24 protein-coding genes are annotated in these 18,605 nt (G+C 68.2%); 10 read left to right on the plus strand and 14 right to left on the minus strand.

Going from position 1 to position 18,605, the window contains the following annotated elements:
- Nucleotides 1–3 precede the first annotated feature (3 nt).
- Entirely contained in the window at nucleotides 4–1,038 is a 1,035-nt protein-coding gene (locus tag ACZ48Y_RS03485) for a polyamine ABC transporter substrate-binding protein (RefSeq protein WP_464742201.1), read from the plus strand.
- Nucleotides 1,039–1,105: 67 nt separating this feature from the next.
- The gene (locus tag ACZ48Y_RS03490) at nucleotides 1,106–1,570 is read left to right on the plus strand and encodes a c-type cytochrome (protein ID WP_464742203.1); all 465 of its coding nucleotides are present in this window, start codon (nucleotides 1,106–1,108) and stop codon (nucleotides 1,568–1,570) included.
- A 24-nt stretch (nucleotides 1,571–1,594) separates the two neighbouring features.
- Here ACZ48Y_RS03490 and tatA read toward each other — a convergent pair whose 3' ends face one another.
- The 5 genes from tatA to minD are packed head-to-tail and all read right to left on the minus strand — an operon-like array spanning nucleotide 1,595 to nucleotide 4,628.
- Nucleotides 1,595–1,762 carry a twin-arginine translocase TatA/TatE family subunit gene (gene tatA, locus ACZ48Y_RS03495; RefSeq protein WP_464742205.1) on the minus strand — a complete coding sequence of 56 codons (168 nt, stop codon included), beginning with the start codon at nucleotides 1,760–1,762 and terminating at the stop codon, nucleotides 1,595–1,597.
- Nucleotides 1,763–1,776: 14 nt separating this feature from the next.
- The gene (locus ACZ48Y_RS03500) at nucleotides 1,777–2,511 is read right to left on the minus strand and encodes a sulfite exporter TauE/SafE family protein (protein ID WP_464742207.1); all 735 of its coding nucleotides are present in this window, start codon (nucleotides 2,509–2,511) and stop codon (nucleotides 1,777–1,779) included.
- Nucleotides 2,512–2,521: 10 nt separating this feature from the next.
- Nucleotides 2,522–3,595 carry a rod shape-determining protein RodA gene (rodA, locus tag ACZ48Y_RS03505; protein ID WP_464742209.1) on the minus strand — a complete coding sequence of 358 codons (1,074 nt, stop codon included), beginning with the start codon at nucleotides 3,593–3,595 and terminating at the stop codon, nucleotides 2,522–2,524.
- Complete coding sequence (gene minE, locus ACZ48Y_RS03510; RefSeq protein ID WP_464742211.1) at nucleotides 3,592–3,822, minus strand: cell division topological specificity factor MinE; 231 nt, start codon at nucleotides 3,820–3,822, stop codon at nucleotides 3,592–3,594. Before minE ends, rodA begins: the two co-directional genes overlap by 4 nt.
- On the minus strand, nucleotides 3,822–4,628 hold the full coding sequence (gene minD / locus ACZ48Y_RS03515) for a septum site-determining protein MinD (protein ID WP_464742213.1): 807 nt from the start codon (nucleotides 4,626–4,628) through the stop codon (nucleotides 3,822–3,824). Before minD ends, minE begins: the two co-directional genes overlap by 1 nt.
- Nucleotides 4,629–4,683: 55 nt before the next feature.
- Between minD and ACZ48Y_RS03520 the strand changes: the two genes are divergently transcribed.
- Both ACZ48Y_RS03520 and ACZ48Y_RS03525 read left to right on the plus strand, forming a co-directional pair.
- Nucleotides 4,684–5,982, plus strand: coding sequence for an acetyl ornithine aminotransferase family protein (locus ACZ48Y_RS03520; protein WP_464742215.1), 1,299 nt, complete (start codon nucleotides 4,684–4,686; stop codon nucleotides 5,980–5,982).
- The gene (locus ACZ48Y_RS03525) at nucleotides 5,979–6,596 is read left to right on the plus strand and encodes a flavodoxin family protein (RefSeq protein WP_464742217.1); all 618 of its coding nucleotides are present in this window, start codon (nucleotides 5,979–5,981) and stop codon (nucleotides 6,594–6,596) included. Before ACZ48Y_RS03520 ends, ACZ48Y_RS03525 begins: the two co-directional genes overlap by 4 nt.
- On the opposite strand, the gene lepB is transcribed toward ACZ48Y_RS03525, so the two are convergent.
- Together lepB and ACZ48Y_RS03535 are read right to left on the minus strand one after the other, a co-directional pair.
- Nucleotides 6,568–7,389 carry a signal peptidase I gene (gene lepB / locus ACZ48Y_RS03530; protein WP_464742219.1) on the minus strand — a complete coding sequence of 274 codons (822 nt, stop codon included), beginning with the start codon at nucleotides 7,387–7,389 and terminating at the stop codon, nucleotides 6,568–6,570. The genes ACZ48Y_RS03525 and lepB overlap by 29 nt on opposite strands.
- On the minus strand, nucleotides 7,389–8,141 hold the full coding sequence (locus tag ACZ48Y_RS03535) for a patatin-like phospholipase family protein (protein ID WP_464742221.1): 753 nt from the start codon (nucleotides 8,139–8,141) through the stop codon (nucleotides 7,389–7,391). The genes lepB and ACZ48Y_RS03535 overlap by 1 nt, the downstream gene beginning before the upstream one ends.
- A 20-nt stretch (nucleotides 8,142–8,161) precedes the next feature.
- On the opposite strand from ACZ48Y_RS03535, the gene ACZ48Y_RS03540 reads away from it, so the two are divergent.
- Nucleotides 8,162–8,926 (plus strand): serine/threonine-protein kinase, encoded by a 765-nt coding sequence (locus ACZ48Y_RS03540; RefSeq protein WP_464742223.1) that lies wholly within the window; start codon nucleotides 8,162–8,164, stop codon nucleotides 8,924–8,926.
- Between the two features lie 42 nt (nucleotides 8,927–8,968).
- Here ACZ48Y_RS03540 and ACZ48Y_RS03545 read toward each other — a convergent pair whose 3' ends face one another.
- The 3 genes from ACZ48Y_RS03545 to ACZ48Y_RS03555 are packed head-to-tail and all read right to left on the minus strand — an operon-like array spanning nucleotide 8,969 to nucleotide 11,331.
- Complete coding sequence (locus ACZ48Y_RS03545) at nucleotides 8,969–10,102, minus strand: citrate/2-methylcitrate synthase (RefSeq protein ID WP_464742804.1); 1,134 nt, start codon at nucleotides 10,100–10,102, stop codon at nucleotides 8,969–8,971.
- Nucleotides 10,103–10,142: 40 nt separating this feature from the next.
- Nucleotides 10,143–10,949, minus strand: coding sequence for a HesA/MoeB/ThiF family protein (locus ACZ48Y_RS03550; RefSeq protein ID WP_464742225.1), 807 nt, complete (start codon nucleotides 10,947–10,949; stop codon nucleotides 10,143–10,145).
- Nucleotides 10,936–11,331, minus strand: a complete 396-nt coding sequence (locus ACZ48Y_RS03555; protein ID WP_464742227.1) for a M67 family metallopeptidase — start codon at nucleotides 11,329–11,331, stop codon at nucleotides 10,936–10,938. The genes ACZ48Y_RS03550 and ACZ48Y_RS03555 overlap by 14 nt, the downstream gene beginning before the upstream one ends.
- 32 nt (nucleotides 11,332–11,363) lie before the next feature.
- Between ACZ48Y_RS03555 and ACZ48Y_RS03560 the strand changes: the two genes are divergently transcribed.
- From ACZ48Y_RS03560 to ACZ48Y_RS03570, 3 genes are read left to right on the plus strand one after another with little or no spacing between them, the layout of a single operon-like run.
- Complete coding sequence (locus ACZ48Y_RS03560; RefSeq protein WP_464742229.1) at nucleotides 11,364–13,328, plus strand: elongation factor G; 1,965 nt, start codon at nucleotides 11,364–11,366, stop codon at nucleotides 13,326–13,328.
- The gene (locus ACZ48Y_RS03565) at nucleotides 13,325–14,218 is read left to right on the plus strand and encodes an AAA family ATPase (protein WP_464742806.1); all 894 of its coding nucleotides are present in this window, start codon (nucleotides 13,325–13,327) and stop codon (nucleotides 14,216–14,218) included. Before ACZ48Y_RS03560 ends, ACZ48Y_RS03565 begins: the two co-directional genes overlap by 4 nt.
- Nucleotides 14,215–14,937: a DUF58 domain-containing protein gene (locus ACZ48Y_RS03570; RefSeq protein ID WP_464742231.1), complete on the plus strand. Its 723-nt coding sequence runs from the start codon at nucleotides 14,215–14,217 to the stop codon at nucleotides 14,935–14,937. Before ACZ48Y_RS03565 ends, ACZ48Y_RS03570 begins: the two co-directional genes overlap by 4 nt.
- Here ACZ48Y_RS03570 and ACZ48Y_RS03575 read toward each other — a convergent pair.
- Both ACZ48Y_RS03575 and speD read right to left on the minus strand, forming a co-directional pair.
- Entirely contained in the window at nucleotides 14,934–15,866 is a 933-nt protein-coding gene (locus ACZ48Y_RS03575) for a fused MFS/spermidine synthase (protein ID WP_464742233.1), read from the minus strand. The genes ACZ48Y_RS03570 and ACZ48Y_RS03575 overlap by 4 nt on opposite strands.
- Before the next feature lie 2 nt (nucleotides 15,867–15,868).
- Nucleotides 15,869–16,225, minus strand: coding sequence for an S-adenosylmethionine decarboxylase (speD, locus tag ACZ48Y_RS03580; protein WP_464742235.1), 357 nt, complete (start codon nucleotides 16,223–16,225; stop codon nucleotides 15,869–15,871).
- 43 nt (nucleotides 16,226–16,268) lie between these two features.
- On the opposite strand from speD, the gene ACZ48Y_RS03585 reads away from it, so the two are divergent.
- Entirely contained in the window at nucleotides 16,269–17,402 is a 1,134-nt protein-coding gene (locus tag ACZ48Y_RS03585; protein WP_464742237.1) for an acetate/propionate family kinase, read from the plus strand.
- Here ACZ48Y_RS03585 and ACZ48Y_RS03590 read toward each other — a convergent pair.
- The gene (locus tag ACZ48Y_RS03590) at nucleotides 17,389–18,123 is read right to left on the minus strand and encodes a ZIP family metal transporter (protein WP_464742239.1); all 735 of its coding nucleotides are present in this window, start codon (nucleotides 18,121–18,123) and stop codon (nucleotides 17,389–17,391) included. The genes ACZ48Y_RS03585 and ACZ48Y_RS03590 overlap by 14 nt on opposite strands.
- Complete coding sequence (locus ACZ48Y_RS03595) at nucleotides 18,120–18,401, minus strand: winged helix-turn-helix transcriptional regulator (protein ID WP_464742241.1); 282 nt, start codon at nucleotides 18,399–18,401, stop codon at nucleotides 18,120–18,122. The genes ACZ48Y_RS03590 and ACZ48Y_RS03595 overlap by 4 nt, the downstream gene beginning before the upstream one ends.
- 75 nt (nucleotides 18,402–18,476) lie before the next feature.
- Between ACZ48Y_RS03595 and ACZ48Y_RS03600 the strand changes: the two genes are divergently transcribed.
- Nucleotides 18,477–18,605 carry a hypothetical protein gene (locus ACZ48Y_RS03600; RefSeq protein ID WP_464742243.1) on the plus strand — a complete coding sequence of 43 codons (129 nt, stop codon included), beginning with the start codon at nucleotides 18,477–18,479 and terminating at the stop codon, nucleotides 18,603–18,605.

Raw genomic sequence — 18,605 nt, forward strand, 5'->3', positions numbered from 1 at the left:
TGGATGAAGACGCGTGGATTCTTGGTCGTGCTGCTCTCGCTCGCCGCCTCACTCTCCCTGGCCAAACAAGAGCTCAGGCTCTTTAACTGGGCGGACTACATCCCGGAAGAGGTCGTCCAGGCGTTTGAACGGCGCTTCGACGCGAAGGTGGTCATCGACACCTTCGAGGCCCCGGAGGCCATGCTTGCCAAGCTCGCCGCGGGCGGCGACGCCGAATACGACGTCGTCGTGCCGCCCGACTACTACGTCCTGCAGATGGCCCGCCAGGGGCTCATCCGCGAGCTCGACCATCGGAAGCTACCGAACCTGAACCACCTTGCCCCGGAGTTCCAGGATCCGGCTTACGACCCGGGCAACCGGTACTCGATCCCCTACCAGTGGGGCACCACCGGCATCGCCTGGGACAGCGCGGTCATCAAGCGTCCCCTCGACACCTGGGGGGTCTTCTTCAACGAGGCGGACTACGTCGGCCCTTGCTTCTTGCTGGACGAGATGCGGGAGACGATCGGAGCCGCGCTCAAGTACCTCGGCTACTCCCTCAACGACACCGACCCGGCCCACCTCGAAGAAGCCAAGACCCTCCTGATCGGCGCCAAGAAGCGCTGCCTGGGCTTCGCCGGGGGCATCGAGGCCCGCAGCCGGCTGCTTGCCGGGGACGCCGAGGTCATCCACGCCTACTCCGGAGACATCATCCAGGTGCAGCTGGAGGAGGCACCCAGCCTGCGCTACGCGGTGCCCAAGGAGGGCGGCACGATCTGGACCGACGCGGTGGCGATCACCCGCCGCGCACCGCACCCGGAGCTGGCCTACGCGTTCTTGAACTTCATCATGGAGCCCAAGATCGCGGCCGCGATCTCCAACTACAACGCCTACGCCACCCCGGTGGCAGCGGCGATGCCCTACCTGGACCCGAAACTTAGGGACAACCCCGCGGTCTTCCCCCCCGCCGAGGTGCGCAAGAAGCTCGAGTACATCCGCGACATCGGCGAAGCGATCAAGCTCTACGACCGCATCTGGACCGAAGTCAAAAGCCGCTGAAGCCTGCGTCCCGCCAGGACCTGGCGGGACGCAGCGCTGAGGTATAATTCCGGTGGAGGTGATCGCTATGAAGAAAGCCTTGGTTTTGCTCGCGCTGGTGATGGGCCTTTCCCTGGCCTTCGCCGCGCAGAACGGCGAGCAGGTGTACCAGACCTACTGCATGAGCTGCCACCAGGCGAACGGTAAGGGCCTACCCGGGGCCTTCCCGCCCCTTGCCGGGCAGGTTCCCGAGTACCTTCAGAAAGGGGACCTCGGACGCGCCTTCCTGATGGACGTCGTCCTCTTTGGCCTGCAAGGGCAGATGACCGCGGGCGGCGCGGTCTTCAACGGGGTCATGCCGCCCTTCGGCGGCCAGCTCAAGGATGACCAGGTAGCCGCGGTCCTCAACTACGTCGCCACCGCCTGGGGCAACGACAAGCTCCTGCCCAAGGACTTCAAGCCCTTCGAGAGCGCCGAGGTGGCCAAGGAACGGGCCAAAAAGCTCTCCCCCGCCCAGGTCTACGAGCTCTGGAAAAAGCTTGCGGAAAAATAGCTTAGCGACAAAGGAGGGGGCCGCTCAGGCGGCCCCCTCCTTCTTTTCCTCCTCCTCGCCTTCCTCCAGGCCCTTTTTGAACTCCTTCGCCGACTTGCCGATGCCGCGCGCCAGCTCGGGGAGCTTCTTCCCCCCAAAGAGCAAGAGCACCAGCAGCAAGAGGACCAGAATCTCCCATATGCCCAGTTGCATCGCCAACCTCCCTCCTAGCTCCGCAGATAGCGGATCGCCATGATCACCAGGATAACGGCAAAGATCGTTCTGAGGGTGGCCTCGGGAATACCAAGCGCCACCTGCCCGCCCAAAAAGGCCCCCGCAGCCACCCCCAGCAACAAGCCGGGCACCAGGTCCAACCGCACGTTTTGGTGCTGCCAGTGGGTGTAGGCACCGACCAGGCTGGGCAGCACCATCGCGGCCAGGCTGGTTCCCTGGGCCAGGTGCTGGGGAAGTCCCGCGCCAAGGACCAGCGCCGGCACCATCACCGTCCCCCCGCCGATCCCCAAGAGCCCGGAGAGAAACCCGGCAAGCCCCCCCGCGAGGAGCAGGATCACCGCGCTAAAGACTCCCGCGCCGCCGCTTGCGACGTGGGGGAGGCGCTGCTTAAAGGGCAAGACCAGGGCCACGAGGAGCAAGAAGGCCCCGAAGATCCGCCGCAACTGGCGCGCCCGCAAACGCTTGGTGGCCCGGGCGCCAACGCGTGCGGCGACGATCGCGGTCAGGGCCAATAAGGCCGCCGCGCCCCAGTCCACCTCGCCGCCCAGCGCGTAGGAGATCGACCCCACGATCGCGGTCAGGGCCACCGCGACGATGCTGGTGCCATGGGCCTCGTGCTGGCGCACGTGGAGCACCCCGGTCAACAGAGGCACCACGAGGACCCCACCGCCGAGCCCGACCAGCGCGCCAAAGCCCCCCGCGAGGAACCCGATGAGAAACGCCGCCATGGTGCCGAGTTTACGCGATCAGGCGATCGCGGTAGACCAGCTCGACCAGGCCCACCGCGGCGAAGAGGGTGAGCATGCTCGTCCCCCCGTAGCTAATGAAGGGCAGGGTGAGGCCGGTGACCGGAGCCAGTCCCAGGGTCACCCCGATGTTCACCAACACCTGAAAGGCGACCATCGAAAAAACCCCGGCCACCACCAAGCGATCCCGGGGGTCGAGGAGCTCGTGGGCCACCGCGACCAGTCGCCAGAAGAAGAGTCCGTAGAGGAAAAAGAGCACGAGCGCACCGACCAGGCCCATCTCCTCCGCCAGCACGGCAAAGACGAAGTCGGTGTGGCGAAAGGGAATGAAACCCAGTTGCGACTGCGTCCCCTGGCCGTAGCCCTTTCCGGTCAGCCCGCCAGAGCCGATCGCGATCATCGACTGGATGACCTGGAACCCGCTGCCGAGCGGATCTCGGGTGGGGTTGAGCAAGGTCAGGATGCGTTCTTTTTGGTGCGGCCTCAGATGGGGCCAGACCAAGGTGGGAAAGGCCAGGACCAGCCCCAAGGCCCCGACGAGGAGGTGCCGCCAGGGAAGGCCGTGGGCGAAGAACATCCCCGCGGCGAGGGCGAGCATCACCATCGCGCCGCCGAGGTCCGGCTCGATGAGGGTCAGGAGCACCGGGGGCAGGACGACGAGGACCGGCACCACGTAAGCGAAGAGCCGGCTGAGGTCCCGGCCGGGCAGGACCTGGGCCAGGGCCAGGATGAGGGTAAGCTTGGCGAACTCGGAGGGCTGGAAGCGCACCGGCCCCAGCGCGAACCAGGCCCTGGCCCCGTTGACCTCCCGCCCAAAGACCAGCACCGCTAAGAGCAGCACCAGGGAGAGCGCGTAAAGCCCCCAGGTCAGGCGGTAGAGGGTGCCTTTCGAGAGCAGCTGGAGGGCGCCGAGGAGGAAAAAACCGAGCCCCATCCAAAGCGCCTGGCGCAGGACGTAGGCGGGCCCCGGCGCGGCGCTGCCGAGGACGAAGAGCCCGAAGGCCGAAAGCAGAAAGACCGCGCCGACGAGCCCCCAGTCGAGGTCCAAACGAACGCGCCGGGTCACGACTTGACCGGCACCTCGGCGATCAGCACCATGGCCTCGCCACGCTCCTCGACGCGGACCTCGACCCCGCGCTCGTCGGCGGGGAAGTAGCGGATGAGCACCTCGAGGAGGTCCTTTTTCAAGGATTCGATCCGACCCGGAGGCAGCTTGGCGCGGTCGTAGGCCAGGACCATCTTCAAGCGGTCTCGGGCTTTGTCCTTGCTCGTCTTGCGCCGCCGCCAGAACATCAGTTGCCTCCGAAGAGCCGGCGGATCGAAGCCCAAAGGCCGCCCTCCTTGGTGTCCAGGTCGGGGAAGGGCACGGCCTCGCCGTGGATCCGCCGGGCGGTGTCCATGAAGGCCCGCCCCGCCACGGAGCCCTCGCGCAGCACCAGGGGCTCGCCGACGTTGGTCGAGACCAGGACCGCCTCGTCCTCGGGGACGATCCCGATGGGCTTGAGGCCCAGGATTTCGATCACGTCCTCGACCGCCAGCATGTCCCCGCGCTTGACCATCGCCGGGCGCAGGCGGTTGATGACCAGGAAGTTTTCCTCGGTTCCCTGGGCCTCGAGCATGCCGATGATGCGGTCCGCGTCGCGCACACTGGAGACCTCCGGGTTGACCACCACCAGCGCCCCTTCAGCCGGGGCGGCGGCGGTCTTAAACCCGCGTTCGATCCCCGCCGGGGAGTCGATCAGAACGCGGTCGAACCCCTCCTCCTCGATCAACCGTCGAACGATCTCCTTGAAGGCCTCGGGGTCCAATGCCTCCTTGTCCCGGGTTTGCGAGGCCGGGAGGAGGTAGAGCCCCTCGACGCGCTTGTCGCGGACCAAGGCCTTCTTGAGCTCGGTCTGCCCCTCCAGCACGTCGATGAGGTCGAAGACCACCCTGGACTCGAGGCCCATGACCACATCCAGGTTGCGCAGTCCCACGTCCACGTCCACGACCACCACCCGCTCCCCCAGCCGTGCCAAGCCGGCGCCGACGTTGGCCGTGGTGGTGGTCTTGCCCACGCCCCCCTTCCCCGATGTCACCACGATGGCCTTCGCTTCCACGTGCCCGCCTCCTTTTTCATTTACAAAATACCCCACGAGGTCCGAAACTGGGCGTATGAAACGACCCGCGATCCACACCCCGCTCCCCGGCCCCCGCGCCCGCGACCTGCTCGCGCGCAGCGAGGCGGTCCTCTCCACCAGCTACGTGCGCCCCTACCCCTTTGTCCCCGATCACGGGGAGGGGGTCTGGCTTTACGACGTGGACGGCAACCGTTTTCTGGACTTCTTTGCCGGCATTGCGGTGAACACGACCGGCTACGGGCACCCCCGGGTCCTCGCCGCGGTCCGGGCCCAAGCCGAACGGTTGCAGCACGTCTGTTTTTCCGACTTCAGCCACGAACCCACGCTCAGCCTGGCCGAACGGCTGAACGCGCTTCTCGGGGGCGGCTGGCGGGTCTACTTCGGCAACTCCGGTACCGAGGCCGTGGAGGCGGCGATGAAGCTCGCCCGCTACCACACCCGCCGGCCCTACTTTCTAGCGTTTACCGGCGCGTTTCACGGGCGCACCCTAGGAAGCCTCTCCCTGACCAGCTCCAGCGCCAAGTACCGCGAGGGCTTCGCCCCCCTGCTTCCCAGCGTGGTGCACGTGCCCTTCCCCAGCCCTTCAGAGCCTCCTTTCGGGGTCGCGCCGGAGCACGCCGGCGAGGCCGTGCTCGAGTACCTCGAGCACCTCTTCAAAACCAAGCTCCCCCCTGCTGACGTCGCGGCGTTCTTCGTGGAGCCCATCCAGGGCGAGGGCGGCTACCGCATACCCCCAAACGGGTTCTTCCGGGCGCTCAAGGCCCTGCTCGATCGCCACGGCATCCTGCTCGTGGCCGACGAGATCCAGACCGGCGCCGGGCGCACCGGTCGTTTTCTGGCCATGGAACACGAGGGGGTCACCCCGGACATCGTGCTGCTCGCCAAGGGGCTGGCCTCCGGATACCCGATCAGCGCAGCGATCTTCAGGGAGGAGCTCTCGAGCTGGCCCCCCGGCGCCCACGGCACGACCTTCGGCGGAAACCCGGTGGCCGCGGCGGCCGCCCTGGCCACATTGGAGCTTTTGGAAAAAGACCTGATCGCAAACGCCAAGCGGGTCGGCGAACGCCTGCAGCAGACGTTGCGCGAAGCCCTCGTCGAGGTTCCCGGCGTTCGCGAGGTTCGCGGCCGGGGCCTGATGATCGCGATCGAATACGCCTCGAGGTCCCTCCGCGACGCGGCCGTTCACGCGGCCTTCGAACGCGGGGTGCTCACCCTGGGGGCTGGTGAGCGCGCCCAGCGCATCACCCCACCCCTGATCCTCGGCGAAGAAGAGGCCGTGCTCGGAGCCCGGCTCATCGCCGAGGCGGCGAAGGAGGTGGCGATCCGGGCATGATCCGCGTGCTCGGAATCAACGGCTCGACCCGCACCCACGGTCGCACCGCGGCCTTGCTGGAGGCGGTCCTGGAGGCCGCGCGCGCAGCGGGGGCCACCACCGAACGGATCGACCTCGTGCGCCTCAACCTTCCCTACTGCGCCGCCAACTACTCCGAGGACCCCGCGACCTGCGGCCCGGAACACTGCGTGCGCGGCGAATGGGACGATTGGGGCCGGGTCTCCGCAAAGATGCTCGAGGCCGACGCCCTGGTCTTCGCCACCCCGGTCTACTGGTTCGGCCCCTCGGCGCGGATCAAAACCCTCCTCGAGCGCATGACCTCCCTGGAAAACCAGGGCCTCGTCCTCGCCGGCAAGCCCATGGCCCTGGTCGCGGCCGCCGAGGAGGACGGCGCCGCCCAGACCCTGGCCCAGCTCGCGGTGCCCCTGAACTTCATGGGGCTCTGGCTCATCCCCGCGGGCCTGGTCTACCACCACAGCCGTCAGGCGCCGCGCCTGGAAGACGACGCGGAGGCCCTGGCGGACGCCCGTCGCGCGGGCCGCAACCTGGTTCAGGCAGCCCGCGAGAACCCCGCCTGGCAGGGCTTCACCGCGCCGGCAGAGGGATCTGCTTGAAGCCTTCGGGGATCCCCAGGACCCGCAGGTTGAGCCGCCATCCGGCCTCGGTCTTCCGCAGCGGGGGCCACCAGACGAAGTTGGCGCTGCCAGCGATCTGGGTCACCTTGAGGGGGCCGAAGATCCGCGAGTCCTCCGAGCCCCCCAGGGTGCGGTTGTCGCCCATCACGAAGTAGTAGCCGGGCTTGAGGTGGACGTTCGGGACGTAGCGCACCGGGCGCAGCATGCTCTCCTCGATCAAGGCTTTGGGGGCGGGCTCGATCATCTCGATCAGTGGAGCGAGGTACTTGGGAAGACGGGACTTGGGATAGAAGTAGCCCCCGACCTCGATCCCCACGATCTCACCCTTGTAGAGCTCGACGAGCGGAAAGGAGTCGGGGTAGGGGGTGAGCTTTTGGGTGATGTGGGTCTCCGGTACCGGAAAGTCGTTGACGAAGAGCTGGCCACGCTCGACGCGCACCCGGTCGCCGGGAAGGGCCACGATGCGCTTGATGAAGAAGGGCCGAAAGCGGATGCCGAGCACCGGGTACTCACCGACCGAAAACGGTGCCCCGGGTGGGGGCTTGATGATCGCGATCTCCCCTCGCCGCCACTGATCGAGGCCGAGCCGGACCAGCCACATGCGGTACTTGGGGACCAAAACGCGCTCGCCGCTCTCCAGGGTGGGGTACATGCTGTTGCCCACGACCTGGACGGTGGTGAAGACGTAGGTGGTCAGGATGAAGGCCAAGAGCAGCGCCTCGCCGACCTGGCGAAACCACTCGTTCCAGAGGTAGGAGAGAAAATCGCGCATCACCGCACCAGTTTAAGCCACCGCCGCGCCGCCTCCCGCCCGGCTTCGACGATCGCCTCGGCCTTGTGAAAGTCCTCCACCCCGTAAGCCGCCACCGCGGGCCGGAGGTAGGCGTCGGGAGGAAAGAGGGCCAGCCGGGCCTGGGTCAGGGTGGCCTGCATCACCTCAACCGAGCGCAGCGAAACCGCCATCGCGCCGCCGCCCAAGCCGTCCAAGGGTCCGTCGAGCTCGGCGGAGACGTCGACCGCCAGCACCCGTTCGACGCCCAGGAAACGGACCGCGTCCACCGGCAAGTTGTCCACCACCCCGCCGTCGGAAAGGGCGCGACCGTTTAGGATGAGGGGGCGAAAGAGCAAGGGGTGTGCCGCTGAAGCCGCGACCGCTTCGGGCAGGGGGCCCTGGCTCAAATACACCGGGCGGCCGCGGGCGAGGTCCACGGCGACCACCGATAGCGGCCGTGAGAGGTCCTCGAAGCGCGGAGGGAGGTACTCGGCCAAGAGGGCCGCGAGCCGCTCGGCCCGGATGGGACGGCGCCAGATGCGAAAGCGAAAGAGCCGCCGCCAGGGGCTCTCCAGGACCATCGCCAAAAGGGCGTCGGCATCGTGACCGCTGGCGTAGAGCGCCCCAATGATCGCCCCCATGCTGGTGCCGGCGACCGGGGAAAAGCTGAACCCCTCGGCCTCCAGGACCTCCAGGACCCCGACGTGGGCCAGCCCCCGCGCCCCGCCTCCGGACAACGCAATCCCCCACATGCCCTCACTATAGTGAGGACGTGAGCATCGCCGGGGCGCGCTTCCTCGATCGCTACCGGGTCCTCCGGCCCATCGGGCGGGGGGCGGCAGCGACCGTCTACCTGGCCTTCGACGCTCACGGCGCTCCTTACGCGCTCAAGGTCTTCCCCCCTGCGCTCGAGCCCCGGGCGGAGCGCGAGTGGCGGATCGGCCGCGTCTTCGACCATCCCAACGTCAACCCGGTCCTAGCCCGGGGCCTGATCCATGGGGCGCCCGCGCTGCTCCTGGCCTACGCCCCCGGACGCCGCCTCAGCGACTGGGGCGGACGCAAGGCGCAACGTTCCTTCCTCCACGTCTTCAAGCAACTGCTCGCCGCCCTCGCCCACCTCCACGCCCAAGGGATCGTGCACCGCGACGTCAAGCCGGAAAACGTGATCGTCGCCCCTTCCGGACGGGCCCGCCTGGTGGACTTCGATCTCGCGGGCCCGCCGAACGAGGCCCTCTTCGGGCGACGGGTAGGGACCCTGGCCTACCTGGCCCCGGAGATGGCCGCGGGTCGGGAAGCGGGGTTTGCCGCCGACCTCTACTCGGCGGGCGTTTTGCTCTACTGGGGGCTCTTTGGCGAGCTCCCCTTCGTCGGCAACAAGGACGAGGTCCTCGCCGCGCACCGCTACACCCTGCCCGAGCCGCCCGAGGGGAAAGCGATCGATCCCCGGCTCTGGTTCTACCTGCAGAGCCTGCTCGCAAAGCACCCAAAGGACCGCCCCAAAGACGCCGGCGAAGCCCTGCGCGCCCTTCCCGTGTGACGAGGCCGGGGCCCAAGGGCCCCGGCCTCCATCTTGCGCGGCCTAGCCGCGCTGATCGATGGGGACGTAGGGGACGTCGAGCGGCCCGGTGTACTTGGCGCGCGGGCGGATTAGACGGTTGTCCTTTTCGGTGTACTCGAGGATGTGCCCGACCCAGCCCGCGATCCGGGCCACGGCGAAGACCGGGGTAAAGAACTCGACGGGGATGCCCAGGTCCGAGTAGACGACGCCGGAATAGAAGTCGACGTTGGGGTAGATGCCCTTCGGGGAGAGGTGCTTTTCCGCCTCCTTTTCGATCGCGACCAGGATCTCGTACTCTTGGGAGTGGCCGTGGGCCTTGGCCACCGCCTCGGCGTAGCGCTTGAGGATCTTCGCCCGCGGGTCATAGGCCTTGTAGACCCGGTGCCCCATGCCCATGATACGCTCTTTTTTGGTCAGCTTCTCCTGGAACCACTCGGGGACCTTCGAGGCGTCGCCGATCCCCTGGATCATCTTCAGCACGGCCTCGTTGGCGCCCCCGTGGCGCGGCCCCTTCAGCGCCCCGATCGCGCCGACGATCGAGGAATAGAGGTCGGAGGCGGTGGAGTGGATGACCAGCGCGGTGAAGGTCGAGGCGTTCATCCCGTGGTCCGCGTGCAGGATCAGCGCCACGTCGAGCAGCTTTTCCTGCTCCTTGGAGGGCACCTCGCCGTTCAGCATGTAGTAGAAGTTCGCTGCGTGCGAGAGGTCCTCGCGCGGCTCGATGGGGAAGCGGCCCTCGCGCAGCCGCTTGAGCGCCGCGACCACGGTGGGGAACTTGGCGATCAGGGAAACCCCGGTCTCGTAGAGGTTCTCGAAGCTGGTGTCCTCCTCCTTGGGGTCGAAGAGACCGAGCTCGCTGATCGCCGTGCGCAGCGCGGCCATCGGGTGAGCGTTCCGCGGGTAGTCGGCGAACGAGGCGACCTTCTCCACCAGAAGGTGGCGGTTCTTCTTGAGCTTGGCGTCAAAGGCCTCGAGCTCGTCCTTCTTGGGGAGGCGGCGATGCAAGAGCAAGAACGCCACCTCTTCGTAGGTTGAGTGCTCGGCGAGCTCCTCGATGGGGATGCCCAGGTAGTAGAGCTTCCCGGCCTGGCCGTCGATGTAGGAGAGCTCGCTCTCGGTAAAGACGACCCCTTCGAGCCCGCGTTTGATTTCCACCGTATCTGCCATCACGAACCTCCTTTACTCCGTCCAAAGTTTACCGCCTCGGCGCGGGACAAACGTTTTCGGCGTAGTTCACATCGTCCAGGCTGCGAATCACCGGGTTTTCCCCACAAACCGGGCAGGCCGGATCGCGGGGGAAGGAGAGCGTTTTGAAGGCGACCTCGAGCCCGTCGTAGAGCAACAGCCGCCCGGAGAGGACCTCTCCGAGGCCGAGCAGGGCCTTGAGGGCCTCGGTGGCCATCAGGCTCCCGACCACCCCCGGGAGCACGCCGAAGACCCCCGCCACGCTGCAATCCGGCCCCTGGGCAGGGGGCTTGCGGAACAGGCAGCGGTAGCACGGTCCGCCCTGGTAGTGAAACACCGAGAGCTGCCCCTCGAAGCGGTAGATTGCCCCATGCACCAGGGGCTTGTCGTAGAGCACCGCGGCGTCGTTGGCCAGGTAGCGGGTGGGAAAGTTGTCGGAGGCGTCGATCAACAAGTCGTACGCCGGCACCAGGCGCTTGGCCAGCGCCGGGGTGAAGCGCTCCGGGTAGGCCTCGACCTCGATGAAGGGGTTAAGGGCGAGGAGCCGCTCCCGGGCCACCTCCGCCTTGGGCCGCCCGAGGTCCGCCTCGGTGAAGAGGATCTGCCGGTTCAGGTTCGAACGGTCCACCCGGTCGAACTCCACGATCCCGATCCGCCCCACCCCGGCCGCGGCCAGGTACAAGAGGACCGGGCTGCCAAGCCCCCCGGCCCCGATCACCAGCACCCGGCTTGCTTTGAGCCGCCGCTGGCCCTCCTCCCCCACCCCGGGCAGGACGAAGTGGCGGGCGTAACGCTCGATCTCCTCACGGCGCCACACGAATCGGCACCTCCTCTCCTTCCGGCAGTCGCCAGGCCCGGGCCCGCCCCTCGGCGAGGCCGAAGATCACGTAGGGCACGCGCCAGTAGGCCTCCTTGCGATCGGTCTCGCTGGGAAGCGCGAGGCCCGCGGGATGCGAGTGGTAAAACCCCAGCAGCACCTTGCCCTCGGCCTCAGCGGACTTCAGCACCTCCAGCACCGCCCGGGGGTCGGCGCGGTAGGCCACCTCGGGACGCGGGTGCACGTTGGGCAGGGGCACCGCGCGCTCCACCCGCCCGTCCACCCCAACCAGCGCCCCCACCGCCTCCTGCGGCGCGGCGCTTCGCGCGTGGTCCCAGGCCGCCTCCCAGGCCTTCCGGGTAAACAAAAGTCCTCCGCCCACTGGGTATACTTTACGCAAAAGGAGGGTGAAACATGATTCGCACCGTGGCGATCGTCGGGCACAGCCAGAGCGGCAAGACCACCCTCGGCGAGGCGATGCTCTACCTCACCGGGGGCAAGGACCGCCTGGGCACGGTCGAGGAGGGCACCACCACCTCCGACTACACCCCGGAGGAAAAGGCCCATAAGTTCTCGATCCGCACCGCGGTGCTGCCCTTGGAATACAAGGGCCACCGGATCTTCGTCCTCGATACCCCGGGCTATGCCGACTTCATTACCTCGATCCGCGGCGCCCTGACCGCCGCCGACGGCGCCCTGGTCACGGTCGGCGCCCCCGAGGGCGTCCAGATCGGCACCGAGCGGGCTTGGACCGTCGCCGAGCGCCTGAGCCTGCCGCGGATGGTGGTGGTCACCAAGCTGGACAAGGGCGGCGACTTCTACGCGCTCCTCGAGGACCTCCGGCAAACCCTCGGGCACATCCTCCCGGTCCACCTTCCCTGGTACGAGGACGGCCAGTGGGTCGGCCTCTACGACGTTTTGCACAACAAGGCCTACCGCTACCAGGAAGGGGCGCGCTACGAGGTGCTGGAGATCCCCGAAGCGGCGAAGGAAACGGTTAGCAAGTTCCAGCAGGAAGTCCTGGAGTCGATCGTGGAGACCGACGAGTCCCTGCTGGACCGCTACCTGGAGGGTGGGGACGTCCCCCCGGACGCGCTCGCCAGGGCCTTCCACGAGGCGGTGCGCCAGGGCCAGCTCTACCCGGTGGCGATCGCCTCGGGCAAGACCTTGATCGGCGTTGAACCCCTGCTCGACCTGATCCTCGAGGCCATCCCCTCCGCCCAGGAGCGCTTCGGGGAAGGGGACGTCCTGGCCAAGGTCTTCAAGGTCCAGGTCGAACCCTTCGTCGGCCAGGTGGCCTACGTCCGCCTCTACCGCGGCACCCTCAAACCCGGCGAAGCCCTGCAGAGCGAGGCCGGGGAGGTCCGCCTGCCTCACCTCTACGTGCCCAAGGGATCCGAGCTGATCGAGGTCGAGGCCGCCGAGCCCGGCTACATCCTGGCCATCCCCAAGGCGGACAAACTCCACCGGGGCATGGTCCTCTGGCGCGGGGAGAAGGGCGAGGTCCCGACGACCAAGCCCCCCGAGCCGACCACCTTCGTCGCCCTGGCCCCGAAGGAGAAGGGTGACGAAGCCAAGCTCGGCGAGGCACTGAGGAAGCTCGCCGAGGAGGACCCCTCGCTGCGCTTCCGCTACGACGAGGAGACCGGTGAGATGCAGCTTTGGGGCATGGGGGACATGCACCTCGAGTGGGCCAAGGAGCGCCTTTCCGACTACGGGGTCGAGGTCGAGCTCAAACCCCCGCGCATCCCCTACCGCGAGAGCATCCGCAAACGGGCCGAGGCCCAGGGCAAGTACAAGAAGCAGACCGGCGGCCGCGGGCAGTACGGCGACGTCTGGCTGCGCCTCGAGCCCAGCGAGACCTACGCGTTCGTCTGGGAGATCAAGGGCGGGGTCATCCCCACCAAGTACAAGGAGTCGGTGGAAAAGGGCATCAAGGAGGCGGCGAAGTCCGGGGTGCTCGCCGGCTACCCGGTGATGGGCTTCAAGGCCACGGTCTTCGACGGCAGCTACCACGAGGTCGACTCCTCGGACATCGCCTTCCAGGTCGCGGCCTCGATGGCCTTCAAGAACACCATGGAAAAGGCCGCGCCCTACCTGCTGGAGCCGATCTACCGGCTCAAGATCTACGTCCCCCAGGACAAGGTCGGGGACGTGATCTCCGACATCCAGGGGCGCCGCGGCCGCATCCTGGGAATGGACAGCGAAGGCGCGATCGCGGTGGTGGAGGCCGAGGCCCCGCTCGCGGAGATCCTCGACTACAGCCGGGGGCTGCGCAGCCTGACCGGCGGCCAGGGAGCCTACACCCTGCGCTTTTCCCACTACGCCGAGGTGCCCCCGCAGCTCGCGGAGAAGATCGTCCAGGAGGCCAAGGCATAGAAGCGCTGAAAAAAGCCCTCGGCCAAGCCCTCTTCGGGCAGCCCGAAGCGATCGAGGGCCTGATCGCGGTGGCCCTGGCCGGAGGCCACGCCCTCCTCGAGGGCCTCCCCGGTCTCGGCAAGACCCTCCTGGCGGAGGCCTTCGCCCGGGCCAGCGGCCTCAGCCACCGCCGCATCCAGTTCACCCCCGACCTGCTCCCCAGCGACATCACCGGTGGGGAGGTGCTCAAAAACGGCGCGTTCGTCTTCGTGCCCGGGCCGATCTTCGCCCAGGTGGTCCTCGCCGACGAGATCAACCGCGCCCCGCCGAAGACCCAAAGCGCCCTGCTCGAGGCCATGCAGGAAGGCCAGGTCAGCGTCGGCGGCACCGCCCACCCCCTGCCCCAGCCCTTCTTGGTCGTGGCCACGCAAAACCCCATCGAGGTCGAGGGAACCTACCCCCTCCCCGAAGCCCAGCTGGACCGCTTTACCGCCAAGATCACCATCCACCCGCCCCCGCGTGAGGTCTGGCACCGGATCCTCAGCGAAGCCCCCGAGCTTCCCGAGCCGGTGATCGAGGCCCAGGCCCTCCTCGACGCCCGCGACGCGGTCGCCGCGGTCAAGGTGCCGAGCCCCGGCCAGGAGGCCCTGATCCACCTCGCTTTCTTGAGCCACGAGGACCCCCGGCTGCGCTTTGGCCTCTCCCCCCGGGGCCTGAAGGCCGCCCGGCGGCTGGCCCAGGCCCTGGCCTGGCTGCGCGACCGGGCGCACACCGACTGGGCGGACCTGCGCGACGCGGTGCGCCTGGCCTTCCCCCACCGCCTCTTCCTCACCGAGGAGGCTCGCTTCGAAGGGGTGACCGAGGCCGCGGTGCTCGAGGAGCTGATCCAGAAAACCCTGACCCCGGCATGAGGCTCAGCCGTTTTCGCATCCGCCACCCCGAGTCCGGAAGGGCCTTTGGCGAGCGGCCCACGCGGCGGCGGGGCGCGGGGGACGCGTTCTTCGAGCTCGTCCCCTACACCCCGGGGGATGACCTCCGGCGGGTGGACTGGCGGGCCACCGCGCGCACCGGCCGGGTCTGGGTGCGTGCGGCGCACCACCCCGCCCCGGCCCGCTTCCACCTCTGGCTGGACAGCAGCCCCAGCATGCGGCTCTACGGGAAGGCGGACTATGCCCAGCGCCTCGCCGAGGTGCTGCGGCAGGCCGCGGTCGGGGACGTCTTTCGCGTCTACGGCGAAAAGGGGCCAGGACCCCCAAAGCGCCCCCTCCCCGCCCGACCCGGCCCGCTCCTCACCGAGCGGCCCCGCGCGCCGGGCCTGATCCTGATCACCGACGGGCTCGAGGCCGGCGACTGGGAGGCCTATCTGGGGCGCCTTCCCCCTTTCCACCTGATCCTGATCCTCGCCCCCGAGGAACTGGACCCGCCGCCCCAGGCCGCGGTCCTGGTCGACGTGGAGACCAAGGAGGCCGTCGAGGTGGGCCCCGAAGTGAGGGAGGCCTACCGGGCGGCCCTGACCCAGCACCTAAAACGGCTCAGACGCGCTGCGAAGAACGGCCAGACCACCCTGCTCCGGGTCGGGGCCCCGATCGTGCCCGCGCTCTTGCGGGCCAGGGTGCTCGAGCCCCGCTAGCCGATCTGCGCGCGCCCGTCCGGGGTCAGGTAGAAGGGGTGGGCGTCGGTGGAGACGATCCGCTCCTCCTCCACCCAGCGCTTCAAGTCCCTGGGCAGGACGAACATCGCCTCGATGAAGGGGGCGTCGAGGTGCTTTAGGGCGAGCTTGCGCTCGAGGATCCGGGCCTCGAGCACCCCTTCCGAGTAGACCCCGGGGTCGAACCCCACCGCCGCGGCAATGAAGCCGTAGGCCAGAAAGAACCCAGGCACCCAGTCGCGGTAGCCGCTGACGTAGGGAAAGACCTCGGAGAGCGTCTTCCAGAGCACGGTGAAGACCTGGTAGCGGTCGAGCAACAGCATCCCCGCCTGAGTGACGATCACCCCGCCGGGGTTCAAGCGCTCGCGCAAAAGCGCGTAGAACTCGCGGGTGTAGAGCATCTTGGCGGGGTTGTCGCGGCCGATGGGATCGGTGAGGTCGAGGACGACCACGTCGAAGCGGTTCGGCGTCTCCTCCAGCCAGCGCCGGGCGTCGGCGAAGACCAGCTCGGTCCGGGGGTCCTCGAACGCCCCCTGGTGCCACTCCGGCATCTGGCTGCGGGCCAGGTGCACCAGCGCCTCGTCGATGTCCACCATCACCGCCCGCTCGACCGTGGGGTGCTTGAGCACCTCCCGCAGCGTCGCCCCCTCGCCGCCGCCGGCGATCAGGACCGTTCGTGGCTCGGGGTGGGCGAGCATCACCGGATGCACCAGGGCCTCGTGGTAGATGTACTCGTCGCGCTCGGTGGACTGCACCTCGGCGTCGAGCATCAGGACCTTGCCGAACCCGTCGGTCTCGAAGAGCGCGTAGCGCTGATAGGGCGTCTCGCCCTCGGCGATCACCCGCTTGACGCGGCGGATCAGGCTCTCCTCCGGCGTCACATGCTCGACAAAGTGCATCCCGTAGTCCATCGCTAGGCCTCCTTTCGGCGATAGGTGAAGGCGTTTTCGCGGCGCGCGCCAAGCGCCTCGGCGAGCTGGCGCATCACCTCGCCGGCGTCCGCCTCCCCGTAGACATAGAGGTCGAGCGTCGCCGAGGCGTCGTCCTCGGGCCAGGTGTGGATCATCACCGCCGCCACCGGACTCAGGGCGGCGGCCGAAAGCCCCTGGGGCTCGAACTTGTAGACCACGCTCTGGATCGTCTCCTCGCTGGCGCCAAGCCGGCGCACCGCGTCCCGCAACGCCCGCTCGACGAGGGCCTTGTCCTCGAGGCGATCCACGTCGCAGCCGTAGATCTCCCCCACCCAGCGGCCTCCGCGCACCTCGGTCACGAGGCCCCATCTTACCGCCGCCGACACGCCTTAGGCTAGGGACATGCGGGTCCTCGTGCTCAACGCCGGCTCCTCGAGCCTCAAGTTCTCGCTCACCGACCCCGACGCCCAGCGCCACCGCTTGCGCGGTCGGGTGGAGCGAATCGGTCAGGAAGACGCCTTTTTGCTCCTCGGCGCGCGCCGCGTCCCCGTCACCGCCCCGGACCACGAGGCCGCGCTGCGCGCCGCCCTCGAGGCGGCCCGGATCACCGATGTGGACGCGATCGGCCACCGGGTGGTGCACGGGGGGACGATCACCGCCCCCAAGCGCGTCGACGCGGCGCTCATCGAGCGCATTCGCGAGCTGATCCCCTTCGCTCCCCTGCACAACCCGGCCAACCTCGCGGGAATCCTCGCCGCCGCGCGCCTCTTCCCGGAGGTGCCCCAGGTCGCGGTCTTCGACACCGCCTTCCACCAGACCCTGCCCGAGGTCGCCTACCGCTACGCCCTCCCCGAGGCCCACTGGCGCTTTCGCCGCTACGGCTTTCACGGCATCTCCCACGCCTACGTCGCCGAACGCGCCGCAAAAGCGCTGGGCAGGCCGCTCGGCGAACTGCGCCTCATCACCCTGCACCTGGGGAACGGCGCCAGCGCGACCGCGATCCGAAACGGCCAGAGCGTGGACACCTCGATGGGCTACACCCCGCTCGAGGGCCTGGTGATGGGCACCCGCAGCGGGGACCTGGACCCCGGGGTGGTCCTGGCCCTGGCCGAGTCCCTCGGCGTCGAAGAAACAGAGCGGCTCTTGAACAAGGCCAGCGGCCTCCTCGGCCTCTCCGGGCGCTCCAACGACCTCCGGGACCTGCACCGCGCCGCCGGGTCTGGCGACGCGCGGGCCCGACTCGCGCTCGAGGTCTACGCCTACCGCATCAAGAAGTACATCGGCGCCTACCTCGCGGTGCTCGGTGGCGCCGACGCGATCGTCTTCACCGGCGGGGTCGGTGAGAACGACGCCTGGGTGCGGGAACGCGCGGTGGCGGGGCTCGAGCCCCTGGGGATCCGGCTGGACCCGGCGAAGAACCGCGCCCACGGCCCGACCATCTCCCGCGACGAAAGCAAGATCGAGCTCCTCGTCATCCCCACCGACGAGGAGCTAAAGATCGCCGAGGAGACCGCGCGGGTCCTTAGGGCGCGATGAGGGCCTGGAAGGCCAGCATGGCCACGATCGAGAGGGTCACCGCGGTCGCCACCTGCTCGCCCGAGCCCTCCTCCAACGCGTCCGAGATGATCTCCGAGAAGACGAGCCAGATCATCGCCCCCGCCGCGAAACCGAAGCCAAAGGGCAAAAACGGCTTGAAGACCTCGACGAAGAAGTAGGCGGGCACCGCCATCAGGGGCTGGGGCAGGCTGGAGAAAACGCTCCAACCCGCGGCCTGCCACCAGGGCACCCCTCGCGGCACCAGGACCAGGCTGATCGCCAGCCCCTCGGGAATGTTGTGCACCGCGATGGCCAGCGAGATGAACGCCCCGAAGGCCTCACCGCCGCCGAAGGAGACCCCCACCCCCACGCCCTCGGCGAACGAGTGCGCGGTCATGACCAAGACGATCATCAGGGCCTTCTTGGCATCGAGCTTGAGCACCTGCGTCCAGTCCACCCCGCCCCGGCGCTCGATCCAGACGTGGACCAGGTGGATGAACAAGAGCCCCGCGAGAATGCCCAGCAGGGTCCGCGGCACGCTTAGCGGCAGGCCTTCGTAGATCAGGGAGAAGCTCGCCGCGAGCATCATCCCCGCGGCGATGGCGTTGGCCATCCCAAGCCACTTCCGACCCAGGTTGCGGGTGAAGGCGAAGGGGAGCGCGCCGAGCCCGGTAGAGAGCGCGGTCAAGAGCGCGTAGATAAACACCTTTAACGCCGTCATAGCTTTTCCTCCAACGCCAAGAGCGCGACCCGGACCACCTCCCCGCGCTCGGTGAGCCGGTACTCGACCCGGGGCGGCACCTCGGGAAAGGCCTTGCGCTCGATCAGACCGAGCTCAGCGAACTCCTTGAGGCGCTCGGAGAGGGTGCGCGGGCTGACCTTGGTCGCGCGCTCGAGCTCGGTGAAGCGGGTCGGGCCTACCGCGATGGCGTTCAAGATCTCCCAACCCGCTTCGCGGGCCACGGCTTTTAAGATGCGCTTGAAGTCGTTCGCGGCCATACCGGCGAAGTATACATGAGGCGAAAAAAGAAAGCAACCGCTAGGTTCGATAGCATTGGGGCGTAAAATGACCCCGTGGAACCCGACCGCAACGACCTCATCGCCTTGATCCTAGCCGCCTTCAGCCTGGTCCTCCCGGTCGTCGGAGCGATCGCCGCGGCGGCGGCGCTGCTGCTTTGGCTCTTGAGCCGGATTGGAGGTTAG

This window comes from Rhabdothermus arcticus, from assembly GCF_055382915.1.